This window comes from Solirubrobacter pauli (genome assembly GCF_003633755.1).
Lineage (GTDB): Bacteria > Actinomycetota > Thermoleophilia > Solirubrobacterales > Solirubrobacteraceae > Solirubrobacter > Solirubrobacter pauli.
The window spans coordinates 968,992-989,332 of the sequence record NZ_RBIL01000002.1; the positions used below are offsets into that span (position 1 = coordinate 968,992).

Genomic DNA, 20,341 nt, shown 5'->3' on the forward strand with positions numbered 1-20,341 from the left:
GCGAATGATTCGGGACGTGCCAGGATCACGCGCCGTGCTGATCTCGGTGCCCAACGTCTCTGAAGGTCGCGACCAGGCGAAGCTCGACCGGCTCGCGCAGGCGTTCGCGCCGGTGTGCTGGTCCAGCGACGCGGACCACAACCGCGCGGTGTTCACGCTCACGGGCGGGCCGGGGCAGTTGCACCAGCAGGTCCTCGCGGGCGCGCGCGTGTTGCTGGAGGAGATCGACCTCACGCACCACCAGGGCCTGCACCCACGGGTGGGTGCGCTCGACGTGGCGCCGATCGTCTACCTCGACCCTGAGGACCGGGGCGCGGCGACGGCGGAGGCGCTCGTCCTCGCCGACGAGCTCGGCCGGCTCGGCATCCCCGTCTACCTGTACGGCGACCTCGCCGGCGGCCGGACGCGGGCCGAGCTGAGGAAGCCCGGCGGCCTGGCCGGCTTCACGCCCGACTTCGGGCCGCACGACCTCCACCCGACGGCGGGCGCCACGCTGGTGACGGCGCGCCCGCCGCTGGTGGCGTTCAACGTCGAGATCGACGCGCCCCTCGCCACCGCGAAGGAGATCGCGCTCAAGCTCCGCAGCGACCTCGACGTCCGCGCCCTCGGCCTCCAGCTCAGCACGACGACGCAGGTCTCGACCAACATCGAGGACCACACCCGGACGACCATGGCCGATGTGGTCGCGGCGGTCCGCGCGCACGCCACGGTCACGGGCGCCGAGCTGGTCGCGCCCGCCCCGCGGGCCGCGCACGAAGGCTTCCCGGAGGACGTTCCGCTGCGAGGTCCGGCACCGCTGGAAGATCACCTATCCTCGTAGGTTCCATGGCCCAGACGAAGCGCAAGAGGCGGACCAAGCACCGCGGCAACGCCGCCGGTGCGATCGAGGCCCGCGGCCGTACCGGTCGCAAGCCCACCGAGGCGGAGACGAAGTCGTCGATGCGGGACCAGGCGCGGCAGCGCCGGGTCACGAAGCCGCCGACGTGGAACAGCGCCGCGATGAAGGCCGGTGCCATGGCCGTCCTGCTGTTCATCCTGACCCAGGTCGGGATCTTCGGTGGGGACACCACCGTCAGCCAGGGCATCCTGCTCGCGGCGATGGCGATGCTGATCTACACGCCGCTCGCCTACGTGACCGATCGCTGGGTCTACAAGAAGAACCTGCTGCGCGTGAACCAGAAGCGCTGATGGAGGCACGCTGGTTGACCGTCGGGCCGGTCCAGGAGAACACCTGGATCGCCCGCCAGGAGGGCGCGGACAAGGCGCTGCTGATCGACCCGGGCGACGAGCCGGAGAAGCTGCTCAACGCGCTCGAAGAGCTCGGGACCACGCCCGAGGCGATCCTGATCACGCACTGCCACTTCGACCACGTCGGGGCGGTCAAGGCGATGGCGGAGGCGACCGGCGCGCCGGTCTACTGCCCCGCGGGCGAGGTCTTCATGCTCGAGGACATCAACTCGTTCGCGTTCCCGGGCCTCACGTTCGACAACTACACGCCCGAGCACACGGTCAAGAACGGCGACGTCCTGAACCTCGCGGGCTTCACCATCAACGTCATCGGCACGCCCGGCCACAGCCCGGACCACGTGACGTACAGCATCCCGGCCGAGAAGGCGATCTTCTCCGGCGACGTCCTGTTCAAGGACTCGATCGGCCGCACGGACCTCCCGGGCGCCGACCACGCGACCCTGATGGCGAGCATCCAGAAGCTCCTCGACAGCCTGCCCGACGAGACCGGCGTCCTGCCCGGCCACATGGAGCCGACGACGCTCGGCCGCGAGCGCCTGTCGAACCCGTTCCTGAACGAGCTCGCGCGCCCGTGAGCAAGAAGATCCAGGCTCCGCGCGGCACGTACGACGTGCTGCCCGACCTCGCGGGGGAACGCGCCGGGCTCGAGTCGACCGCGGGGAAGATCCTCGGTCGCGCCGGCTACGGCCGCATCGAGACGCCCACCTTCGAGGCCACGCAGCTGTTCAGCCGCACGGTCGGCGAGGCGACGGACGTCGTCCAGAAGGAGATGTACACCTTCCAGGACGGCTCCGGCGACAGCATCACGCTACGTCCCGAGGGCACCGCACCGGCCGTTCGCGCCTACCTCGAGCACGGCAAGCACAAGGACCCGCAGCCGGTGAAGTACTGGTACATGAGCCAGTTCTTCCGCTACGAGCGCCCGCAGGCCGGCCGCTTCCGCCAGTTCTGGCAGATCGGCGCGGAGGCGATCGGATCGGCCGACCCGGCCGTCGACGCCGAGGTGATCCTGCTCCTCAGCGAGATCCTCGAGGCGATCGGCGCGCGGGACGTCAAGCTCGTGCTCGCCACGCTCGGCCAGCCCGAGTCGCGCGCCGCGTACCGCGAGGAGCTCAAGCAGTACCTGCGCGCGCACGAGGACCAGCTGAGCGAGGAGGTCAAGAGCCGCATCGACCTCAACCCGCTGCGCGCCTTCGACGCCAAGCACGAGTCCACGCAGCGGGTGATGGCCAACGCCCCGCGCCTGATCGACCGCCTCCCGCAGGAGGACCTGGACCACTTCGCCGAGGTGCAGGACCTGCTGACCGCGGCGGACCTCGCCTACACGGTCGACACGACGCTCGTCCGCGGCCTGGACTACTACACGCGCACGCTCTTCGAGTTCCAGTCCGGCGCGCTCGAGGCGGCGCAGAACACGCTGGGCGGCGGCGGTCGCTACGACGGGCTGGCCGAGCAGATCGGGGGGCAGCCGACGCCCGGCATGGGCTGGGCCGCCGGCGTCGAGCGGATGCTGATGGCCAGCACGCAGCCGACCCCGGTCGAGCCGCCCGTCGGCCTGTACGTCGCGTACGAGCCGGGCCACAAGACGGCGGCCTTCAAGCTCGCCTCCGACGCCCGGCGGGCGGGGCACAGCACCAGACTCGAACTCGCCGGACGCAGCCTGAAGGGCCAGCTCAAGCAGGCCTCCCGCAGCGGCGCCCGCTACGTTGCCATCTTCGGCGACGAAGGTGTCCAGCTGCGCGATCGCGACGGCGGCGAGGACAAGCTCGTCGCGCCCGAAACCGTCATGCACCACATCAGAGGATCGCTGTGAGACCACCCCGCGCCAACCTGTACCGCGACGCCTGGGCCGGCGAGCTCGACGCCGGACGGGTGGGTGAGAACGTGCGCGTGGCCGGCTGGGTCAACCGCCGGCGCGACCACGGCGGCGTGATCTTCATCGACCTGCGCGACCGGTCGGGGATCGTGCAGCTCACGTTCCATCCCGAGTCGCCGTCGTTCGCGCTCGCGGAGAAGCTGCGTCCCGAGCACGTGCTGACTGCGGCGGGCGAGCTGGTCAAGCGCGACGAGCGCAACGTCAACCCGAACCTCAAGACGGGCGAGGTGGAGCTCGACGTCAAGGAGGCCGAGCACCTCGCGGAGTCGCTGACGCCGCCGTTCGCGATCGACGAGGACGGCCAGGTGGACGAGATGATCCGCCTGCGTCACCGGATGCTCGACCTGCGCCGCCAGGGCATGCAGGAGTCGATGATCCTGCGGCACACGGTCAACCGGTCGATCCGCGACTTCCTGAACGCGAACGACTTCCTCGAGATCGAGACGCCGATCCTCACGCGCTCGACGCCCGAGGGCGCGCGCGACTTCCTGGTCCCGGCGCGCCTGAGCCCGGGTGCGTTCTACGCGCTCCCGCAGTCGCCGCAGCTGTTCAAGCAGCTGCTGATGATGAGCGGCTACGAGCGCTACTACCAGATCGCCCGCTGCTTCCGCGACGAGGACCTGCGCGCCGACCGCCAGCCGGAGTTCACCCAGCTCGACCTCGAGATGGGCTTCGTCGAGGAGGAGGACGTCCTCGGCACGATCGAAGGCCTGCTGTCGCGCGTCTTCGAGGACGCCGGCTTCCCCGCGCCCCCGGCGCCGTGGCCGCGCATGGCCTACGACGAGGCGCTGCTCAAGTACGGCTCGGACAAGCCGGACCTGCGCTTCGCGCTGGAGATCTCCGACCTCGCCGACGCGGTCGCCAACACCGAGTTCCGCGTCTTCAAGGGCGTGCTCGAGGGCGGCGGCGTCATCCGCGGCTTCAACGCCGGGCCGCGTGAGGCGTCCCGCAAGATCGCCGACGAGCTGACCGAGGTCGTCAAGCGCTACGGCGCCGGCGGCCTGGTGTGGGCGGTCGTCGAAGAGGGCGGCACATGGCGCTCGCCGGTCGCCAAGGCGCTCAGCGACGAGGACCGCGCGGCGATCGAACGGGCGCTCGAGGCCAAGCCGGGCGACCTGCTGTTGATCGTCGCCGACGCCCGCGCGAACGTTGCCGCCACCGCCCTGGGCGAGCTGCGGCTGGAGATCGCGCGCCGCTACGACCTGATCCCGGAAGGCCGCCACGAGCTCCTGTGGGTCGTGGACTTCCCGATGTTCGAGTGGAACGACGAGCAGAAGCGCTGGGACGCCCTGCACCACCCGTTCACGGCGCCGACCGGCTCGTTCGACGACCCCGGCTCCCTGCGCTCGCGCGCGTACGACATCGTGCTCAACGGCTCCGAGATCGGCGGCGGATCGATCCGCATCAACCGCCCCGAGGTCCAGCAGCAGGTGTTCACCGCACTCGGCATCTCCGAGGAGGAGGCGGACGCGCGCTTCGGCTTCCTGCTGGACGCGCTCAAGTACGGCGCGCCGCCGCACGGTGGCCTTGCGCTGGGCATCGACCGGATCGTGGCGATCCTCGCCAACCGCGACTCGATCCGCGACGTGATCGCGTTCCCGAAGACCGCGTCGGGGTCGGATCCGCTCACGGGTGCGCCGGCCGGCGTAGATGGCGCGCAGCTGAGCGAAGTCGGCATCAAGCTGACGGTCCCGCCGCCTCAGGGCTAGACCCCAAGCGGCTCAACCTCCGATGGGGAGGTGCCGATGGTGTGGATGTGAGCCAGATATCCATGCCCATGCGCATCCTCCTCATCGGCGCAGCCGTGTTCCTCGCCGCCTGGTTCACGGTCCTCAAGCCCGGCGGGGCGACGGAGGAGATCCCGCCCGTCACCGCCGCGAACACGACGCCCGCTCCGGGCGCGGCGGCCACGCCGGCGCCGGCGCAGGACACGACCGTCGCCGCCACGGCGATCCCGGCCGAGGTGCTCGCGAAGCTGCCGAAGGACGTCGCCAAGGCGATCAAGGCCCGCAAGACGCTCGTGCTGGGCGTGTTCACCGACGACGCGACGGACTACCGGCCGATGGCCGACGACGACCGCTACGTCCGCAACGCGCTCAAGAAGACCAACCGCTACAGGGGCGAGGTCTTCGCCAAGAACATCAGCGTCGCCGACCTGGTCGACTACGCCCCGCTCGTCAACGACCTGGGCGTCAAGCAGTCGCCGGCCGTCGTGGTCATCGACCGCGATCTCAAGGGCACGGTGCTCACCGGCTACGTCGACCGGATCGCCATCAACCAGGCGATCGCGGACGCCCGCCGCGAGTCCATCGACCCGTACATCACGGACGAGTACCTGCGCGACATCAACGCCGTCTGCGCGCGCTTCGCCCTGCACGAGACGCGCTTCTCGTTCCCGACGATCAGCGGCAAGAAGGCGGAGATCGCGGCCATCAAGCGCGGCGCGAAGCTCGACCGCCGGTGGATCGCCGCCGTCGAACGCGTGGACGCGCCGGCCAAGTGGAAGGGCCTGAAGGCGCACTACCTGCGCGTGCTGCGTCGCGACCTGGCCGGGATCAACGAGCTGCTGCGTCTGCACACGTCCGGCAAGGCGCTGCCGCGCAGCACCGGCGAGCTGATCGACCTCAAGGACGCCCGCAAGCTCGACCGGCGCTTCAACGACGCCGGTCTCACCGCCTGCGCCGAGCATCGCCGGTCGTAGACTCAAGCGGTCGTGGACCGCGAGCGCTTCGAAGAGCATCTCGCCGCGCCCAACGGGCGCGGCGCTCTGCGTTCCGGCGGTCATGACGGGCACGCCGGCGGTGCGCTCTGCGGCGACCTGATCCGCGTCTCGGTCCGCGTCGAGGGTGACCGCGTGGTCGCTGCGGGCTTCGAGGCCGACGGCTGCGGGGCGCTGACGGCGGCGGGCAGCGCCGCGGCGTACCTCGTCGAGGGCGAGCACCTCTTCGACGCCGCGCGCGTGGGGACGACCGCGATCGCGGAGGAGCTCGGCGGGCTGTCGCCCGGCAAGCTGCACGCGGCCGACCTGGCCGCGGACGCGCTGCACCGGGCGCTCGGCGCCGCGGCCCGCGGAGCGGCGGTGCCGTTCGACGACGAGCGCGTGCTGGTCGCGATGAGCGGCGGTGTGGACTCCGCCGTGGCGGGGCACCTGCTGCGCGAGAACGCGGTCGCGGTGACGCTCGAGCTCTGGCGCGACGAGGAGAACGACGCCGAGGCCTCCTGCTGCAGCGCGGACGCCGTCCGGCTCGCCCGGATGGTCGCGCACCAGATGGGCCTGCCGCACTTCACGCTGGACCTGCGGCCGGAGTTCCGCGCGGGCGTCGTCGACCCGTTCCTCGCCGGGTACGCGGCGGGGGAGACGCCCAACCCGTGCGTGTCCTGCAACGGCCACGTCCGCCTCGACGAGATGCTCACGCTGGCGGACCGGCTGGGCGCGCGCTGGCTGGCGACCGGCCACTACGCGCGCGTGACCGAGGATGGGCTCCTGCGCGCCGCCGCCGACCCCGCGAAGGACCAGTCGTACATGCTCGCGGCGCTGTCGCCGGCGTCGATCGCGCGGATGCGGTTCCCGCTCGCCGAGCTGACCAAGCCCGAGGTGCGGGCGATCGCCGCCGAGGCGGAGCTGCCCGTGGCCTCCCGCGCCGACTCGCAGGACCTGTGCTTCCTCGCCGGCACCGGCAAGGCCCGCTTCCTCGCCCGGCACGCCGGCCTGGAGGACCAGCCGGGTGAGATCGTCACCGCCTCCGGTGAGGTCGTCGGCGCGCATCAGGGCGCGCACCACTTCACGGTCGGCCAGCGCAAGGGCCTCGGCGTCTTCTCGCCCGAGCCGCTCTACGTGCTGCGGACGGAGGGCCGGCGCGTGGTCGTCGGCTCACGCGAGGACCTCGCCACCCGCCGCGTGCGCGTCCGTGGCGCGCGCCTGCACCGGCCGGGCTCAGAGGTGGACGCGGTGCGCCTGCGCTACCACTCGCGCCCGGTGCCCTGCCGCGTGGTCGGCGAGGGGCGCTCGCTCGAGCTGGAGCTGGACGAGCCGTTCCTCGGCGCCGCCCCCGGTCAGACGGCGTGCCTGCTGCGGGGCGACGTGGTCGTCGGCGTGGCGACGATCACCGCGTAGCCAGGTGCCAGGCCGCGACGCTCGCCGCGTCGCGGATCACGTTCTCGCGCACCATCGCGTCGACCTCCTCGACGGTGAAGCGCCGCACGATCAGGTCCTGCTCGGTCGCTTCCAACGCCTGCTCGCCGGGTTCGAGCCCGCTCGCGCGGAAGATGTCGACCGCCTGGTCGGAGATGCCGTAGGCGAAGTGCAGGCGCCCGAGGTGGTCCAGCCGGGCGGCGCGCAGCCCGGTCTCCTCCGCCAGCTCCCGCCGCGCGAGCGCCTCCGGGGCGATCTCGCCCGCTTCGATGGCGCCCTGCGGGAACTCCCAGAAGCGCTCCTTGACGGGATGGCGGTACTGCTCGACGAGCCAGACGTGGCCGGCGTCGAGCGGGACGATCAGCGCCGACGGCCCCTTCTCGATGAAGCCGTACAGGCCGGGGGTGCCGTCGGCGTGCTCGGTGCGATCCTCACGCACCCGCATCCAGCGGTTCTCGTACACGGTGCGGGTGGAGACGATGCGCATCGGGTCGCAGCCTAGACTGCCCTTCCGATGACCTCCGACGAGATCCGCGAGCGCTACCTCAGCTTCTTCGAGAGCCGTGACCACAAGCGCCTGCCGTCGGCGTCGCTCGTCCCCGCCGAGCACGATCCGTCGGTGCTGCTCACGACCGCGGGCATGCACCCGCTCAAGCCGTACTTCCAGGGGCGCGAGAAGCCGCCGCACCACCGCCTGACGTCGTGCCAGAAGTGCTTCCGCACCCCGGACATCGACCAGATCGGCCTGACGACCCGCCACCTGACGTGCTTCGAGATGCTGGGCAACTTCAGCATCGGCGACTACTTCAAGGCGGATGCGGCCCGGTTCGCGTGGGAGCTGTCGCTGGAGGGCTTCGGCTTCAACCCGGACGACATCTGGGTGACGGTCTTCGAGGGTGACGAGGAGCTCGGCCTCGGCCCGGACCAGGAGGCCATCGACATCTGGCTCGAGATCGGCGTCCCGCGCGAGCGGATCGTCCTCTGCCCGCGGTCGGAGAACTTCTGGCAGGCCGGCCCGACCGGTCCGTGCGGCCCGTGCAGCGAGCTCTATCTGGACCGCGGCCTGGACTTCGGCAAGGAAGACGACCTGCCCGGCGGCGACAACGAGCGCTTCCTGGAGTACTGGAACCTCGTGTTCATGCAGTTCGAGCAGAACCCGGTCGGGACGCTCACGCCGCTGCCGGCGCCGAGCATCGACACGGGCCTCGGCCTCAACCGCATGGCGCTGATCCAGCAGGGCGTCACCTCGATCTTCGAGACCGACCAGTTCGTGCCGCTGATCCAGCTCGGCGAGCAGCTGAGCGGCAAGACGTACGACTCTGGTGACGTCGCCGTGGACCGCGCGCTGCGCATCCTGGCCGACCACACGCGCGGGATGTCGTTCCTGATCGCTGACGGCGTCGTGCCCTCCAACGAGGACCGCGGCTACGTGCTACGTCGCCTGATGCGCCGCGCGATCGTGCAGGGCCGCCGGATCGGCATCGAGCCGGTGTTCCTGCCCAAGTACGCGCAGGTCGTGCGCGAGACGATGGGCAAGGCGTACCCGGAGCTGATCGAGCAGGCCGACACGGTCGACATGTGGCTCACGAACGAGGAAGAGAGCTTCAACCGCACGCTCGAGCAGGGCATGAAGATGCTCGAGGACGTGATCGAGACGGCGAAGCGCACCGGGGCCGAGGGCATCGGCGCCGACGAGGCCTTCCGCCTGCACGACACCTACGGGTTCCCGTTCGACCTGACGCTGGAGCTCGCGGCCGAGCGCGGCGTCGGGGTCGACGAGCGCGGCTTCGAGGACCTGATGGAGGAGCAGCGCACCCGGGCCCGCGCGAGCGCCGGGCGTGAGGGTGGGGAGGACGCGCGCGAGCAGCTGCGCGTGTTCGCCTCCTCCGCGGGCGAGCCGACCAAGTTCACGGGCTACGAGACGACCGAGCAGGCGACCGCGGTGGCGTCCGTGGCGGTCGAGGACGGGCGGGTGCTGGCCAAGCTGGTCGAGTCGCCGTTCTACGCGACCGGCGGCGGCCAGGTGCACGACGGCGGCGTGATCGAGTGCGAGGACGGCAACTGCTCGGCCAAGGTCGTCGACGTCGTCCGCCTGGGCGATGATCAGGCGCTCGTGCTCGAGCCGCTCACCGGTGAGCTCAAGGACGGCGAGCGGGTGTGGGCGCGTGTCGACCGCCGTGCCCGGCGCGCGACCGAGTGCAACCACACGGCCACGCACCTCCTGCACGCCGCGCTGCGCGAGCGGCTCGGCACGCACGTGCATCAGGCCGGCTCCTACGTCGGGCCGGACAAGCTGCGCTTCGACTTCACGCACGGCTCACCGCTGAGCGCGGAGGATCGCGCGTGGGTCGAGGACCGCGTGAACGCGATGGTGCTCGAGAACCAGCCGGTGCGGGCGCTCACGACCACGCTCGACGAGGCCAAGTCGCTCGGCGCGATGGCGCTGTTCGGCGAGAAGTACGGCGACGTCGTGCGCATGGTCGAGGTTGGCGACGGCGGCTTCTCGCGCGAGCTGTGCGGCGGCACGCACGTGCGCTCCACCGCGGAGATCGGCGTCTTCAAGATCACGCAGGAGACGTCCTCGGCCGCGAACGTGCGGCGCATCGAGGCGATCACCGGGCCGCTGGGCGTGGAGCTGCTGCGGCGTCACGACCGTGAGCTGACCGCGGCCGCGGTGGCGCTGCGCACGCAGCCGGACACGGTCGCGGAGGCGGCCGAGACGGCGGTCCGCAAGCGCCGCGAGGCCGAGAAGGCGCTCGAGAAGGGCGCGGGCGCGGCCGACACGTCGGTCGGCGAGGTCGTGGAGATCGGCGGCGTGAAGGCCGTGTTCGAGATCCGCGAGGTGCCGAATCCCAAGGCGCTCCCGGACCTGGCCGACAAGCTGCGCGGCCAGCTCGGCGATCCCGCCGTGGTCGTGCTCGGCGCGCCCGGCGAGGGCCGCGCGTCGCTGCTCGTCTCGGCCACCCCGGGCGCCGTTGCCGCGGGGGTCAAGGCAGGGGCGATCGTGAAGGTCGCCGCGGCGGTCGTCGGCGGTGGCGGCGGCGGGCGCGACAACATGGCGCAGGCCGGCGGCAAGGACCCGGAGAAGCTTCCCGACGCGCTCGCCGCCGCGCGCGCGGAGATCGAACGCGCGCTTGCGGGTTCTGGCGCTTGATTACGGCTCGGCGCGGTGCGGCGTCGCGGTGAGTGACCCGACGGGGACGCTCGCGACGCCGCTCGAGCCGGTGCTCCGGCCCGCTTCCAAGAAGGGGTGGGCGGCGTTGAAGGCGCGGATCGCTGCTCTGGAGGTGGAGCGGGTGGTCGTCGGGCTGCCGGTGTCCCTGAGCGGGGCGGATTCCGCGCAGACGGTCGAGGTGCGGGAGTTCGCGGCGCGGTTGGCGCGGGCGCAGCCGGTGCCCGTCGAGCTCTACGACGAGCGCTTCACCACGTCCTTGGCGCACCAGGCGGGCGGACGCTCGTCGCTGGACTCCCGGGCGGCCGCCGTGCTGCTCGAGGAGTGGCTCGCTAAGGCCTAGACCCCATATACAAGGTTGGGGTCATCTGCCGATGACCCTGGGAGTGAATCCCGAGCAGTCCAGCACGCCCGATGAGGTGATGGCGGAGATCGCTGATCCCCTTGACGCGCTGTTGCGTCAGATCATCAACGGCTACTTCGTGCTCACGGACGGCCAAGGGGCGGTCTCCAAGTGGTCCGAGCCGGCCGAGCTGCTGTTCGCTCAGCCGAGCGAGGACATCCTCGGGCAGGGGTTCTTCGAGACGCTGATCGGCGGCGCGCTGCCGCCTGCGGGCAGCGCGTGGCAGGGGTTCCTCGACGCGGGCGAGCCGCCGCGCGTGCCCGGCTCGGTCGAGCTGACCGGCCGCCGCTCCGACGGCGAGACGTTCCCGATGCAGGCCGTGTTCGTCCCGGTCAAGCTGGACGAGGGCTTCGACTTCTCGCTCTTCCTCGAGGACCTGTCCTTCGAGCTGCCGCTGAACCTGATGCTGATGCGGATGCGTCAGCAGCATCCGGTGGTCCTGAGGTCGCTGAAGCTCGCGCTGGAGCCGGTCGCGCAGCCGTGGGAGGGCTGGCGCACGGCGGGCACGCTCGTCGTCTTCAAGCCGCTGGCGGCGACCCCGTGGGTGGAGTCCGAGCTGGCCCGCCGCGAGGCTGAGCGCGCCGCCGCGGACGCCGAGGCCGAGGAGCGCCTCACCAACCCCGACCCGGGCATCCAGGGCGGGCTGAACGACCTCGACGACGCCGCCGCGGTCGTCGCGCGCCTGCTCAGCGCGATGGAGCGCATCGACGAGCTCGAGCGCGTCGCCGGTGGTCTGCCCGCCCAGCTCGACGAGGCCCGCCGCGAGGTCGAGCGCGAGGGCAACGCGCTGCGCGGCGACGTGTCGCGCGCGCTGGCCGCCGTCCCGAGCGAGCTGGACCGCCACGAGGCTGAACGCCGGATGGCGCGCCTCGAACGCGCGGACGAGGAGACCCTGGCGGCCGCCGAGGCCGCCGCCGCGCGCGTCGCCGCGCGACTCGACGCCCTGGAGCGCGAGGGCGCGGCCGCCGACGCCCGCCTGGCGTCCGAGATCGCCGCCGCCGAAGCGCGCGCCGCCGACGCGCTGTCGCGGTTCGAAGGCGGCGCGGACGTCGCCGCCCAGCTCGAAGAGGTCCGCGCCGAGCACGAGGAGGCCGCGCACGCGATCCGCTCCGAGCTCGCCGCGACCGTCGAGCGGTTGGAGCGCGACCGCGAGCGCGAGCGCTCCGCCGCCCGCAGCGAGCTGGCCGCGGCCCTCGAACGCGTCGAGCAGGTCCAACGCGGCGCCGACGCCGTCCGTGAGCAGCTTCGCGCCGCCGTCGCCGATGATCGACTCGAAGCGCTGTCCGCATCCACGGCGGAGCTGCGGGCGCGGGTCGCCGACCTCGCGACCGCCGACCAGCTCGCCGAGCTGCGCCAGTCCCTCGGCGTCGACATCGCCTCCCTGCGCGACTCCATCGCCGGCATCGACACGCTCCGCGAGCTCGTCGCCCGCCACGAGTCCTCCGCCAGCGAGATCGCCGGCCTGCGCGCGGCCTTCGAAGCCCTCCGCTCCGCCGCGCCCGCCGATCTCGCCACGCTGCGCGAGGCCGTCGAGCGCTTCGAGAGCACCGCCGACGAGCTCACCGCGCTGCGCGAGGCGACGAACGACCTTCCCGCGCTGCGCGACGCGGTCGCGCGCCACGAGTCCGCCACGTCGGACCTGGCCACCCTGCGCGAAGCGGCGGCCCGTGCCGACGAAGCCGCGAACGAGCTTGCCGCGCTGCGCGAGGCTGTCGCGCGTCACGACGCCGCGACGTCGGATCTCGCCGCGCTGCGCGAGGCCGCGGCCCGCGCTGATGAGGCCGCGAGCGAGCTTGCTGCGCTGCGCGAGGCCGTGGCGCGCCACGAGGCGGCCACGTCGGACCTCGCTGCGCTGCGCGAGGCCGCGGCCCGCGCTGATGAGGCCGCGAGCGAGCTTGCTGCGCTGCGCGAGGCCGTGGCGCGCCACGAGGCGGCCACGTCGGACCTCGCTGCGCTGCGCGAGACCGCGGCCCGCGCTGATGAGGCCGCGAGCGAGCTTGCCGCGCTGCGCGAGGCGACGGGCGATCTTGCCGCGCTGCGCGAGGCCGTCGCGCGCCACGAGGCCGCCACGTCGGACCTCGCCGCGCTGCGCGAGGCCGCGGCCCGCGCCGACGAAACCGCACGTGAGGTTGCCGCGCTTCGCGAGGCGACGGGCGATCTCGGCGCGCTCCGCGAGGCCGCAGCTCGCGCCGACGCGACCGCGAGCGACCTCGCCGCGCTGCGCGACGCTGTCGCGCGTCACGAGGGCGCGACGGCCGAGCTCGGCGCGCTGCACGAGGCCGTCGCACGTGCCACCGGCGATGTCGAGTCCCTGCGCGAGACGGTCGCCCGCAGCGAGGGCGCGGCCGAGGAGGTCGCGGCGCTCCGCGCGGCGATCGGCGGGCTCGAGGTGCTGCGCGAGGCGGTCGTCCGGCACGAGTCCGCGGCCGGGGAGGTCGCCGCGCTGCGGGAGGCCGTGGCCGCGCAGGCCGCGGCGATGGGCGAGCTGGCCATGCGGGCCGGCTCGGCCGCCGACGCGGGGGCGCTCACCGAGCTCGCGGCCCGGCAGGAGGCGGCTGCGGCCGAGCTGCGCAAGGCCGTCGAGCAGCAGGACGCGGCGGGGCGTGAGCTCGCCGAGCTGCGCGGGATCGCGGCTCGTCAGGAAGGCTTCGCGGCAGAGCTCGAGCACCTGCGGTCGCAGATCGGCGCAGCCGAGGTGGCCGCGGGCCGGTCGCCCGACGAGGTCGCCGTCGAGCAGCGCCTGCAGGGCGCGCTGGGGGAGACCCGGCGCGAGCTGGCCGAGCTGCGCGCGCGCCTTGCCGGCCTCGACGAGGTCGAGCACCTGCGCTCACGCGTCGAGGATCTGGCCGAGCGCACCGCCGCCGTCGACTTCCTCGCCCGCGAGGACGACCTCGCCGCGCTGCGCCGTGACGTCGACGCGCTCCCCGGCCGCAACGAGCTGGCCGGCCTCGTCAACCGCGACGAGCTGGACGCCGTCGCCACCCGCGACGACCTCGCGATCCTTCGCGAACGCCTCGACGACGAGCTGACCGGCCTCGCGGCCCGCGACGAATCGCTGCGCGAGCAGCTCGACGGCTTCGTCACGCGCGACGAGGTCGCGTCCACCGACGAGCTGCGCGAACGCCTCGCCGCCCGCGAGGACGAGCTGGCAGCGCTGCGCGAGCGCCTCGACGCGGCGGCCACGCGCGACGAGCTGGCCGCGCGCCTCGACGGCCTCGCCACGCGCGAGGAGCTGGCCGCGCGCCTGGACGGGCTCGCAGCCGACGCGGATCTTGCCGTCCTGCGCGAGCGGCTCGACGGCCTCGCGACCCGCGACGATGTCGCCACGGCCGGCGACCTCGCGGCCCTCCGCGAGCGACTCGACGGGCTCGCGACCCGCGACGACGTCGCCACGGCCGGCGACCTCGCGGCCCTCCGCGAGCAGATCGACGGCTTTGCGACCCGCGATGACGTCGCCTCGTCCGGCGACCTCGCGGCGCTGCGCGAGCGGCTCGACGGCCTCGCCGCCGCGGCGGATCTCACCGCCCTGCGCGAGCGGCTCGATGGCCTCGCCACGCGCGAGGAGCTGGCCGCGCGCCTCGACCGGCTCGCCCCCGGCGGCGATCTCACCGACGTGCACGAGCGCCTCGAGGCCCTCGCGACGCGTGACGAGCTCGCCGCCGGCCTCGAGTCCCTCGTCGCCCGCGACGAGGCCACGGCGGCCGACGTCGCCGCGCTCCGCGGCCAGCTCGCCGCGCTGGAGGAGGTCGAGCGGGCGCAGCGGGCGGCGCACGACGAGCTCGCCGCCCTGCGCGAGCGGCTCGACGACGCTTCCACGCGCCCCGAGCGCGACGAGCTCGCGGCGCTGCGCGAGCGGCTGGACTCGTTCGCCCGCCACGAGGACCTGACGGGGCTCGCCGGACGGGACGAGGTCGCGGCCCTGCGCACGCTGCTGCAGGGGCTCGCCGGCCGCGAGGACCTGCAGGCGGTCGCCGACCGGATCGCGCAGGTGGACCGTGGCGCGGGCACCGTCCTCGCCGACGTGCGCAGCATGCGCGGCGACCTCGAGGTCACGCGTGGCCAGGCGGCCGCGGCGGAGACCGAGGCGCTCGGCGCGCGCCAGGCGGCGGTCGCGGCCACCGAGGCCGCGAGCACCGCCCGAGAGGACGCCGCGAAGGCGGCCGAGGACGTCGCGGCGGCGCGACGCGAGATCGAGGCGCACGGCTCGCGCACCCAGCTGCTCAACGAGCAGGTCACGGCCGCGCGCACCGACGCGACCGCCGCCCGCAACGCGACCGAGGGCCTGGACACCCGGCTCGCCGCGATCGACCAGCGCGCCGCGTCCCTGACGTCCGAGCTGCACACCGTCGGCGGCCAGGTCGACCGGCTCGGTGGCACGCTCGTGGACACCGGCGTCGCGCTGCGCGGCGAGATCGGGGACGTCCGCGACGGGCTCGACCAGCTGCGCTCCGAGCTCGCGGTCGTCCGCGAGGAGGTCAAGCGCGGCGACGATCGGTTCGAGGCGATGCAGTCCGACCTGACGTTCGCGCTCAAGAGCCTCGACGAGCTCAAGCAGGGCCTCAGCTCCGCCGGCCAGGCGGCCGTGATCGCGCGCCGCGAGGCCGAGCAGGCGCGCAAGGCGGCCCTGCACGACGGCTCGACCGAGCGCGTCACGGAGGTCTTCCAGCAGATCCTCGGCCTGGCGGCCCAGCGCAACGCGCAGGGTCCGCGACGTCAGCAGGTGCCGCCCCCGCCGCAGCGGCCCGAGCCGGGCCGGCGCGAGCCGCGCCACGGCTTCGACGACGCGCACGTCCCGATGGCGATCCTCGCCCTGGACGGCAAGTTCAAGGAGCTCAACCCGGCGTTCACGAAGCTCGTCGGCTACAAGGAGCACGAGTTCCAGAAGGCCGCGTGGCCGTCCCCGCACGACCGCAAGGACTACAAGGAGCAGCTCGACCAGCTGCGCCGGATCGGGCTCGGCGAGCTGCGCCAGATCGACGTCACCAGCACCTACATGCACGGCCAGGGCCTGATGGTCCCGGTGGTCGGTCGGATGACGCTCGCCACGGCCGACGACGGCACCCCGTCGCACCTCGTGCTCGAGGCCGAAGAGCCCGCCGCGGCGTAACACCGTCGGCCGGGCTCGCTAGCATGGCCAACTGGTCGCTGACCCTGATGTGAGCCGGGAATCCGCCCGGCGCGCCAGGGCCGTTACCCGTTAAGCACGTTGTTCGGCAAGCGCTCGGACCAACCCCGCACTGCAGACGACCGCGCACGCGCCGCGGCCGCTCGCGCTGCCCGGCGCGAGGGACGCCCGCTGCCGCCGGACGCCTTCGAGGACTCCGTCCGCCCGCCGGACGTGGAGCCGCGCGTGCCGCAGCCGTACGAGGAAGTCACGCCCGAGGCGCCCGAGCCGCGCGTCGAAGCCCCCGCGCCGCGCGTCGAGCCGACGCCCGCCCCGCCTGAGGAGCCCGTCGAGCCGACCCGCCTCGAGGCCGCGTCGGAGGTCGCCCGTCGCGAGCCGCCGGCGGAGGAGCCCGCGCGGCCGATGAGCGACCACCTCCATCAGCCCACGGTCGAGTACACCCCGTTCCAGACCGAGGAGCACGAGGCGCCGCTCGGCGACCCGCGCGCGGACGAGCCGGAGATCCTCGCCACGCGCCGCGGGCAGACCGCCACGGCCGAGCACGAGTTCTACGAGCCCGAACCGGAGCCCGAACCCGAGCCCGAGCCGCGCGAGCCCAAGCCGCTGCGTGCCGCACCGCCCCGCGGCGAGGCGGCCACGCCGCGCAAGCGTCCCGCCCCGAACGCCCCGCGGCGCCGGCGCCGCACACCTCCGCCGCCGCCCGTCCGCACCGGTGGTGGCAGCGGGGGAGGCAGCCGCTGGGGTCGGCGCGCGCTGATGCTGGTCGTGCTCGTCGTGCTCGTCGCGCTGGTGTACGTCGCCAACGCCACGTTCCAGCCGTTCCACGGCGACGGCGCGGGCAACGTCAAGGTCTCGATCCCCGAGAACTCGGATGCCGGCAAGGTCGGCGACATCCTCGCCGAAGCCGGCGTGGTCGACTCCGCGCGCTTCTTCGTCCTCAACGCGACCGTCAACGGCAGCCGCGGCGACCTGCGCCCGGGCGACTACACGCTCAAGAAGGGCATGAGCAACGAGGAGGCGATCGCGGCGCTGACCAAGGAGCCGGAGGTCGCGACCCCCGAGCCGACGGTCGACGTGACGCTCGTGGAGGGCCCGTCCCGCCTCGAGAACGCGCCGGTCGTCAAGAAGTCCAAGAAGGTCGAGGGCGACTACCAGAAGGCCTCGGCGTCCAAGACGACGCTCAGCCGCATCCGCGAGCTCGGCGCGCCCAAGGGCACCAAGACCGCCGAGGGCTTCCTCTTCCCGGCCACGTACACGCTGAAGGAAGGCTCGTCGGCGCAGGACCTGGTGAACGCGCAGCTGGACGCGTTCGAGGAGAACTTCAAGTCGGTCGACCTCAAGTACGCCAAGCGCAAGAACCTCTCGCGCTACGACGTGCTGATCATCGCGAGCCTGATCGAGCGCGAGGCCTCGCTGGCCAAGGAGCGCAAGCTCGTCTCCGCGGTCATCTACAACCGGCTCGCCGAGGGTATCCCCCTGGGGATCGACGCGACCACGCGCTACTCGACGGGCAATTGGACCAAAGAGATCAAGCAGTCCGAGCTGACCAAGGACGAGCCGTTCAACACGCGGCTGCGCCGTGGCCTGCCGCCGACGCCGATCGGCAACCCGGGACTCGCGTCGATCAAGGCCGCCGCCAAGCCGTCGACCGCCAAGAAGTACCTGTACTACGTGCGCAAGAAGAACGACGACTCCGGCGAGCACGGCTTCTACACGACGTACGCCGAGTTCCAGAAGGCCGTCGACCGCTACAACGCCTCCCGCAGCGGCGGATAGCCATGCGGCTGGGCGTGTGCGGTTGGCCGGTCGCCCACTCACGGTCACCGCAGATGCACAACGCCGCGCTCGCGCAGCTCGGCCTCACGCAGTGGCGCTACCAGAAGCTGCCGCTGCCGCCGCACCTGTTCGAGGAGACGGTCCGCGCGCTCCCGCGCGCCGGCTTCCGCGGCGTGAACGTCACGATCCCGCACAAGGAGGCGGCGCTCGCGCTCGCCGACAAGGCGACCGAGACGGCCAGGGCGATCGGCGCCGCCAACACGCTCACGTTCGAGTCCGACGGCACCATCCACGCCGACAACACGGACGCGACCGGGTTCCTGACGTCGCTCAGGACGTCCGCCTACGAGAAGACCGCGCTCGTCCTTGGCGCCGGCGGCTCGGCGCGCGCGATCCTGTACGCGCTCAAGCAGGCGGGCGTGTCGGAGTTGCGCGTGTGGAACCGCACCGAGGCGAAAGCTCACGCGCTCGCCCAGGAGTTCGACGCGGTCGTCAGCGAGGCGACCGCGGACATCATCGTCAACTGCACATCGGTCGGCCTGCACGATCCTGCTGCCACCTTCAAGGATCTGCCGCTAGAGGCCGATGATCTGGGTGCCGGACGCACGGTGGTGGACATGGTCTACCGGCAGGGCGGCACCCTCCTCCTCAACGCTGCGAAGGCGAACGGGGCGGAGGTGGTCGACGGGCTGGAGATCCTTGTCGCCCAGGGCGCAGCCTCCCTCGAGCGCTGGACCGGCCGGACGGCTCCCGACCAGGCGATGCGGGAGGCCGTCGCAGACATCGCCACATGAGCTCGACGTTCGAAACCACTCCCCGCCCACGACGCGGCAACGGCATCACCACGCCCACCCGGCGCGGCGGCTCCGGACGCGTCCTGCCGGACGTGATCGTCGACCTCGGCTTCGTCGACCGCGGCACGATGGACCTCGCGATCGCGCGCGGCACCGAGTCCGGCTCCGCCCCCGAGCGCGTCCTGGTCAGCGACGGCACGCTCACCGACGAGCAGCTCGCCCGTGCCGTCGCGGAGCGCTTCGGGCTCGACCACATCGACCTCAGCCTCTACCGCGTGGACCCGGACGCGGCCAAGCTGGTCACGCCCGCCGCCGTCCGCCGCTATCAGGCCGTCCCCGTGTCCTTCACCGGCGACCGCACGCTGATCGTCGCCATGGTCGACCCGGCGAACGTCCTCGCGATCGACGACATCGCCGTGATGACGGGCTATGAGGTCCGGCCGGCGGTCGCCTCCCTCGCGGACGTCGAGCGCCTGCTCACCCGCCTGGAGGACCCGAACTTCGGCGTCGGCGCCGTCGCCCCCGAGGAGGCCGAGGAGGGCACGGACGTCACGTCGCAGACGCCCGCGCAGCCCGTGGTCCCGGCGTACGACCTGCGCGAGAACCAGCCGATCAACTTCGGCGCCGGCGGCGAGGACGCGTCGGTCATCCAGCTCGTTCACCGCGTCATCCAGGAAGCGGTCGACCGGGGCGCGTCGGACATCCACTTCGAGCCCCAGGAGGAGGAGATGCGGGTCCGCTACCGCATCGACGGCGTCCTCCAGGAGGCGGCGACCGTGCCCGCCAGCGCGATCCCCGCGGTCGTCAGCCGCATCAAGATCCTCTCCGACCTCGACATCGCCGAGCGACGCATCCCGCAGGACGGCCGCATCTCGCTCGAGGTGGCGGAGAAGCCGATCGACCTGCGTGTCGCCACGTTGCCCGCGCAGTACGGCGAGAAGGTCGTCATGCGCATCCTGGACCAGTCGAAGGTGATGATCCAGCTCGAGCAGCTGGGCATGCTTCCGCAGGCGCTCGAGCGCTTCACGAAGGCGTTCAGCCAGGCGCACGGCGCGGTGCTCGTGACCGGCCCGACCGGCTCGGGCAAGTCGACGTCGCTCTACGGCGCGCTCAACCAGCTCAACACGATCGAGAAGCACATCATCACGATCGAGGACCCGGTCGAGTACCAGCTCGGCGGCATCACCCAGGTCCAGGTCAACAACAAGGCGGGCCTGACGTTCGCCTCCGGCCTGCGGTCGATGATGCGTGCCGACCCGGACATCATCATGGTCGGCGAGATCCGCGACAAGGAGACCGCGCAGATCGCGATCGAGGCGGCGCTCACCGGCCACCTCGTGCTTTCCACGCTGCACACCAACGACGCGCCGGGCGCCGTCACGCGACTGATCGAGATGGGCGTCGAGCCCTTCCTGGTCGGCTCCGCGGTCGACTGCGTGGTCGCGCAGCGCCTCGCCCGGCTGCTGTGCGAGGAGTGCAAGCGCCGCACGACGATCACGTCCGAGGTCATGCGCGCGAACGGCTTCAACGTCGGCCTGGACCTCGAGGCGTACGAGCCCGTCGGCTGCGCCCGCTGCGGCGGCTCCGGCTACAAGGGCCGGATCGGCCTCTACGAGGTGATGTGGGTGAGCGACACGATCCGCTCCCTCGCCGTCGCCCGCGAGCCCGCCGAGACGATCGCGCACGCCGCCGTGCACGAGGGCATGATGCGCCTGCGCGAGGACGGCCTCGAGAAGGTCCGCCGCGGCCTGACCTCGATCGCCGAGATCGCGCGCGTCGCCGGCACCCGCTAGGGGTGCCCGACAGGCGGACGCT

Annotated in this window: 14 protein-coding genes; 13 read left to right on the forward strand and 1 reads right to left on the reverse strand. The window is 72.7% G+C overall.

Annotated features, from left to right (window positions below):
- Nucleotides 1–16 precede the first annotated feature (16 nt).
- The 7 genes from C8N24_RS24295 (at nt 17) to mnmA (ending at nt 7,238) form a co-directional block, all read left to right on the forward strand.
- The gene (locus C8N24_RS24295) at nt 17–820 is read left to right on the forward strand and encodes a hypothetical protein (protein WP_170179381.1); all 804 of its coding nucleotides are present in this window, start codon (nt 17–19) and stop codon (nt 818–820) included.
- Nucleotides 821–825: 5 nt separating this feature from the next.
- Nucleotides 826–1,188 carry a hypothetical protein gene (locus C8N24_RS24300; RefSeq protein ID WP_121255026.1) on the forward strand — a complete coding sequence of 121 codons (363 nt, stop codon included), beginning with the start codon at nt 826–828 and terminating at the stop codon, nt 1,186–1,188.
- Nucleotides 1,188–1,823: an MBL fold metallo-hydrolase gene (locus tag C8N24_RS24305; RefSeq protein ID WP_121255028.1), complete on the forward strand. Its 636-nt coding sequence runs from the start codon at nt 1,188–1,190 to the stop codon at nt 1,821–1,823. The genes C8N24_RS24300 and C8N24_RS24305 overlap by 1 nt, the downstream gene beginning before the upstream one ends.
- Nucleotides 1,820–3,061: a histidine--tRNA ligase gene (gene hisS / locus C8N24_RS24310; protein ID WP_121255030.1), complete on the forward strand. Its 1,242-nt coding sequence runs from the start codon at nt 1,820–1,822 to the stop codon at nt 3,059–3,061. Before C8N24_RS24305 ends, hisS begins: the two co-directional genes overlap by 4 nt.
- On the forward strand, nt 3,058–4,833 hold the full coding sequence (gene aspS, locus C8N24_RS24315) for an aspartate--tRNA ligase (protein WP_121255032.1): 1,776 nt from the start codon (nt 3,058–3,060) through the stop codon (nt 4,831–4,833). Before hisS ends, aspS begins: the two co-directional genes overlap by 4 nt.
- A gap of 68 nt (nt 4,834–4,901) precedes the next feature.
- A complete protein-coding gene (locus C8N24_RS24320; protein WP_121255034.1) occupies nt 4,902–5,825 on the forward strand; it encodes a hypothetical protein in 924 nt (307 codons plus the stop codon).
- Nucleotides 5,826–5,837: 12 nt separating this feature from the next.
- Entirely contained in the window at nt 5,838–7,238 is a 1,401-nt protein-coding gene (gene mnmA / locus C8N24_RS24325) for a tRNA 2-thiouridine(34) synthase MnmA (protein ID WP_121255036.1), read from the forward strand.
- Here the strand turns inward: mnmA and C8N24_RS24330 are convergent.
- Nucleotides 7,228–7,743, reverse strand: a complete 516-nt coding sequence (locus tag C8N24_RS24330; RefSeq protein ID WP_121255038.1) for an NUDIX domain-containing protein — start codon at nt 7,741–7,743, stop codon at nt 7,228–7,230. The two genes, mnmA and C8N24_RS24330, sit on opposite strands and share 11 nt — an antisense overlap.
- Before the next feature lie 27 nt (nt 7,744–7,770).
- Between C8N24_RS24330 and alaS the strand changes: the two genes are divergently transcribed.
- From alaS to C8N24_RS24360, 6 genes are all read left to right on the forward strand, one after another.
- A complete protein-coding gene (gene alaS / locus C8N24_RS24335) occupies nt 7,771–10,410 on the forward strand; it encodes an alanine--tRNA ligase (RefSeq protein WP_121255040.1) in 2,640 nt (879 codons plus the stop codon).
- Between the two features lie 28 nt (nt 10,411–10,438).
- On the forward strand, nt 10,439–10,771 hold the full coding sequence (gene ruvX / locus C8N24_RS24340) for a Holliday junction resolvase RuvX (RefSeq protein ID WP_245971962.1): 333 nt from the start codon (nt 10,439–10,441) through the stop codon (nt 10,769–10,771).
- 31 nt (nt 10,772–10,802) lie between these two features.
- Nucleotides 10,803–15,938 (forward strand): PAS domain-containing protein, encoded by a 5,136-nt coding sequence (locus C8N24_RS24345; protein WP_121255044.1) that lies wholly within the window; start codon nt 10,803–10,805, stop codon nt 15,936–15,938.
- A gap of 99 nt (nt 15,939–16,037) precedes the next feature.
- On the forward strand, nt 16,038–17,732 hold the full coding sequence (gene mltG, locus C8N24_RS24350; RefSeq protein WP_121255046.1) for an endolytic transglycosylase MltG: 1,695 nt from the start codon (nt 16,038–16,040) through the stop codon (nt 17,730–17,732).
- Between the two features lie 2 nt (nt 17,733–17,734).
- Nucleotides 17,735–18,526 (forward strand): shikimate dehydrogenase, encoded by a 792-nt coding sequence (gene aroE, locus C8N24_RS24355; protein WP_121255047.1) that lies wholly within the window; start codon nt 17,735–17,737, stop codon nt 18,524–18,526.
- On the forward strand, nt 18,523–20,319 hold the full coding sequence (locus tag C8N24_RS24360; protein WP_121255049.1) for a GspE/PulE family protein: 1,797 nt from the start codon (nt 18,523–18,525) through the stop codon (nt 20,317–20,319). Before aroE ends, C8N24_RS24360 begins: the two co-directional genes overlap by 4 nt.
- Nucleotides 20,320–20,341: the final 22 nt, after the last annotated feature.

Excerpts from the sequence above, each read along its gene's own strand:
- C8N24_RS24360 (WP_121255049.1), top strand. The coding sequence starts at position 18,523 with ATGAGCTCGACGTTCGAAACCACTCCCCGCCCACGACGCGGCAACGGC.
- C8N24_RS24305 (WP_121255028.1), top strand. The coding sequence starts at position 1,188 with ATGGAGGCACGCTGGTTGACCGTCGGGCCGGTCCAGGAGAACACCTGG.
- C8N24_RS24330 (WP_121255038.1), bottom strand. The coding sequence starts at position 7,743 with ATGCGCATCGTCTCCACCCGCACCGTGTACGAGAACCGCTGGATGCGG.
- alaS (WP_121255040.1), top strand. The coding sequence starts at position 7,771 with ATGACCTCCGACGAGATCCGCGAGCGCTACCTCAGCTTCTTCGAGAGC.
- C8N24_RS24320 (WP_121255034.1), top strand. The coding sequence starts at position 4,902 with ATGCGCATCCTCCTCATCGGCGCAGCCGTGTTCCTCGCCGCCTGGTTC.
- aroE (WP_121255047.1), top strand. The coding sequence starts at position 17,735 with ATGCGGCTGGGCGTGTGCGGTTGGCCGGTCGCCCACTCACGGTCACCG.
- C8N24_RS24345 (WP_121255044.1), top strand. The coding sequence starts at position 10,803 with ATGACCCTGGGAGTGAATCCCGAGCAGTCCAGCACGCCCGATGAGGTG.
- C8N24_RS24300 (WP_121255026.1), top strand. The coding sequence starts at position 826 with ATGGCCCAGACGAAGCGCAAGAGGCGGACCAAGCACCGCGGCAACGCC.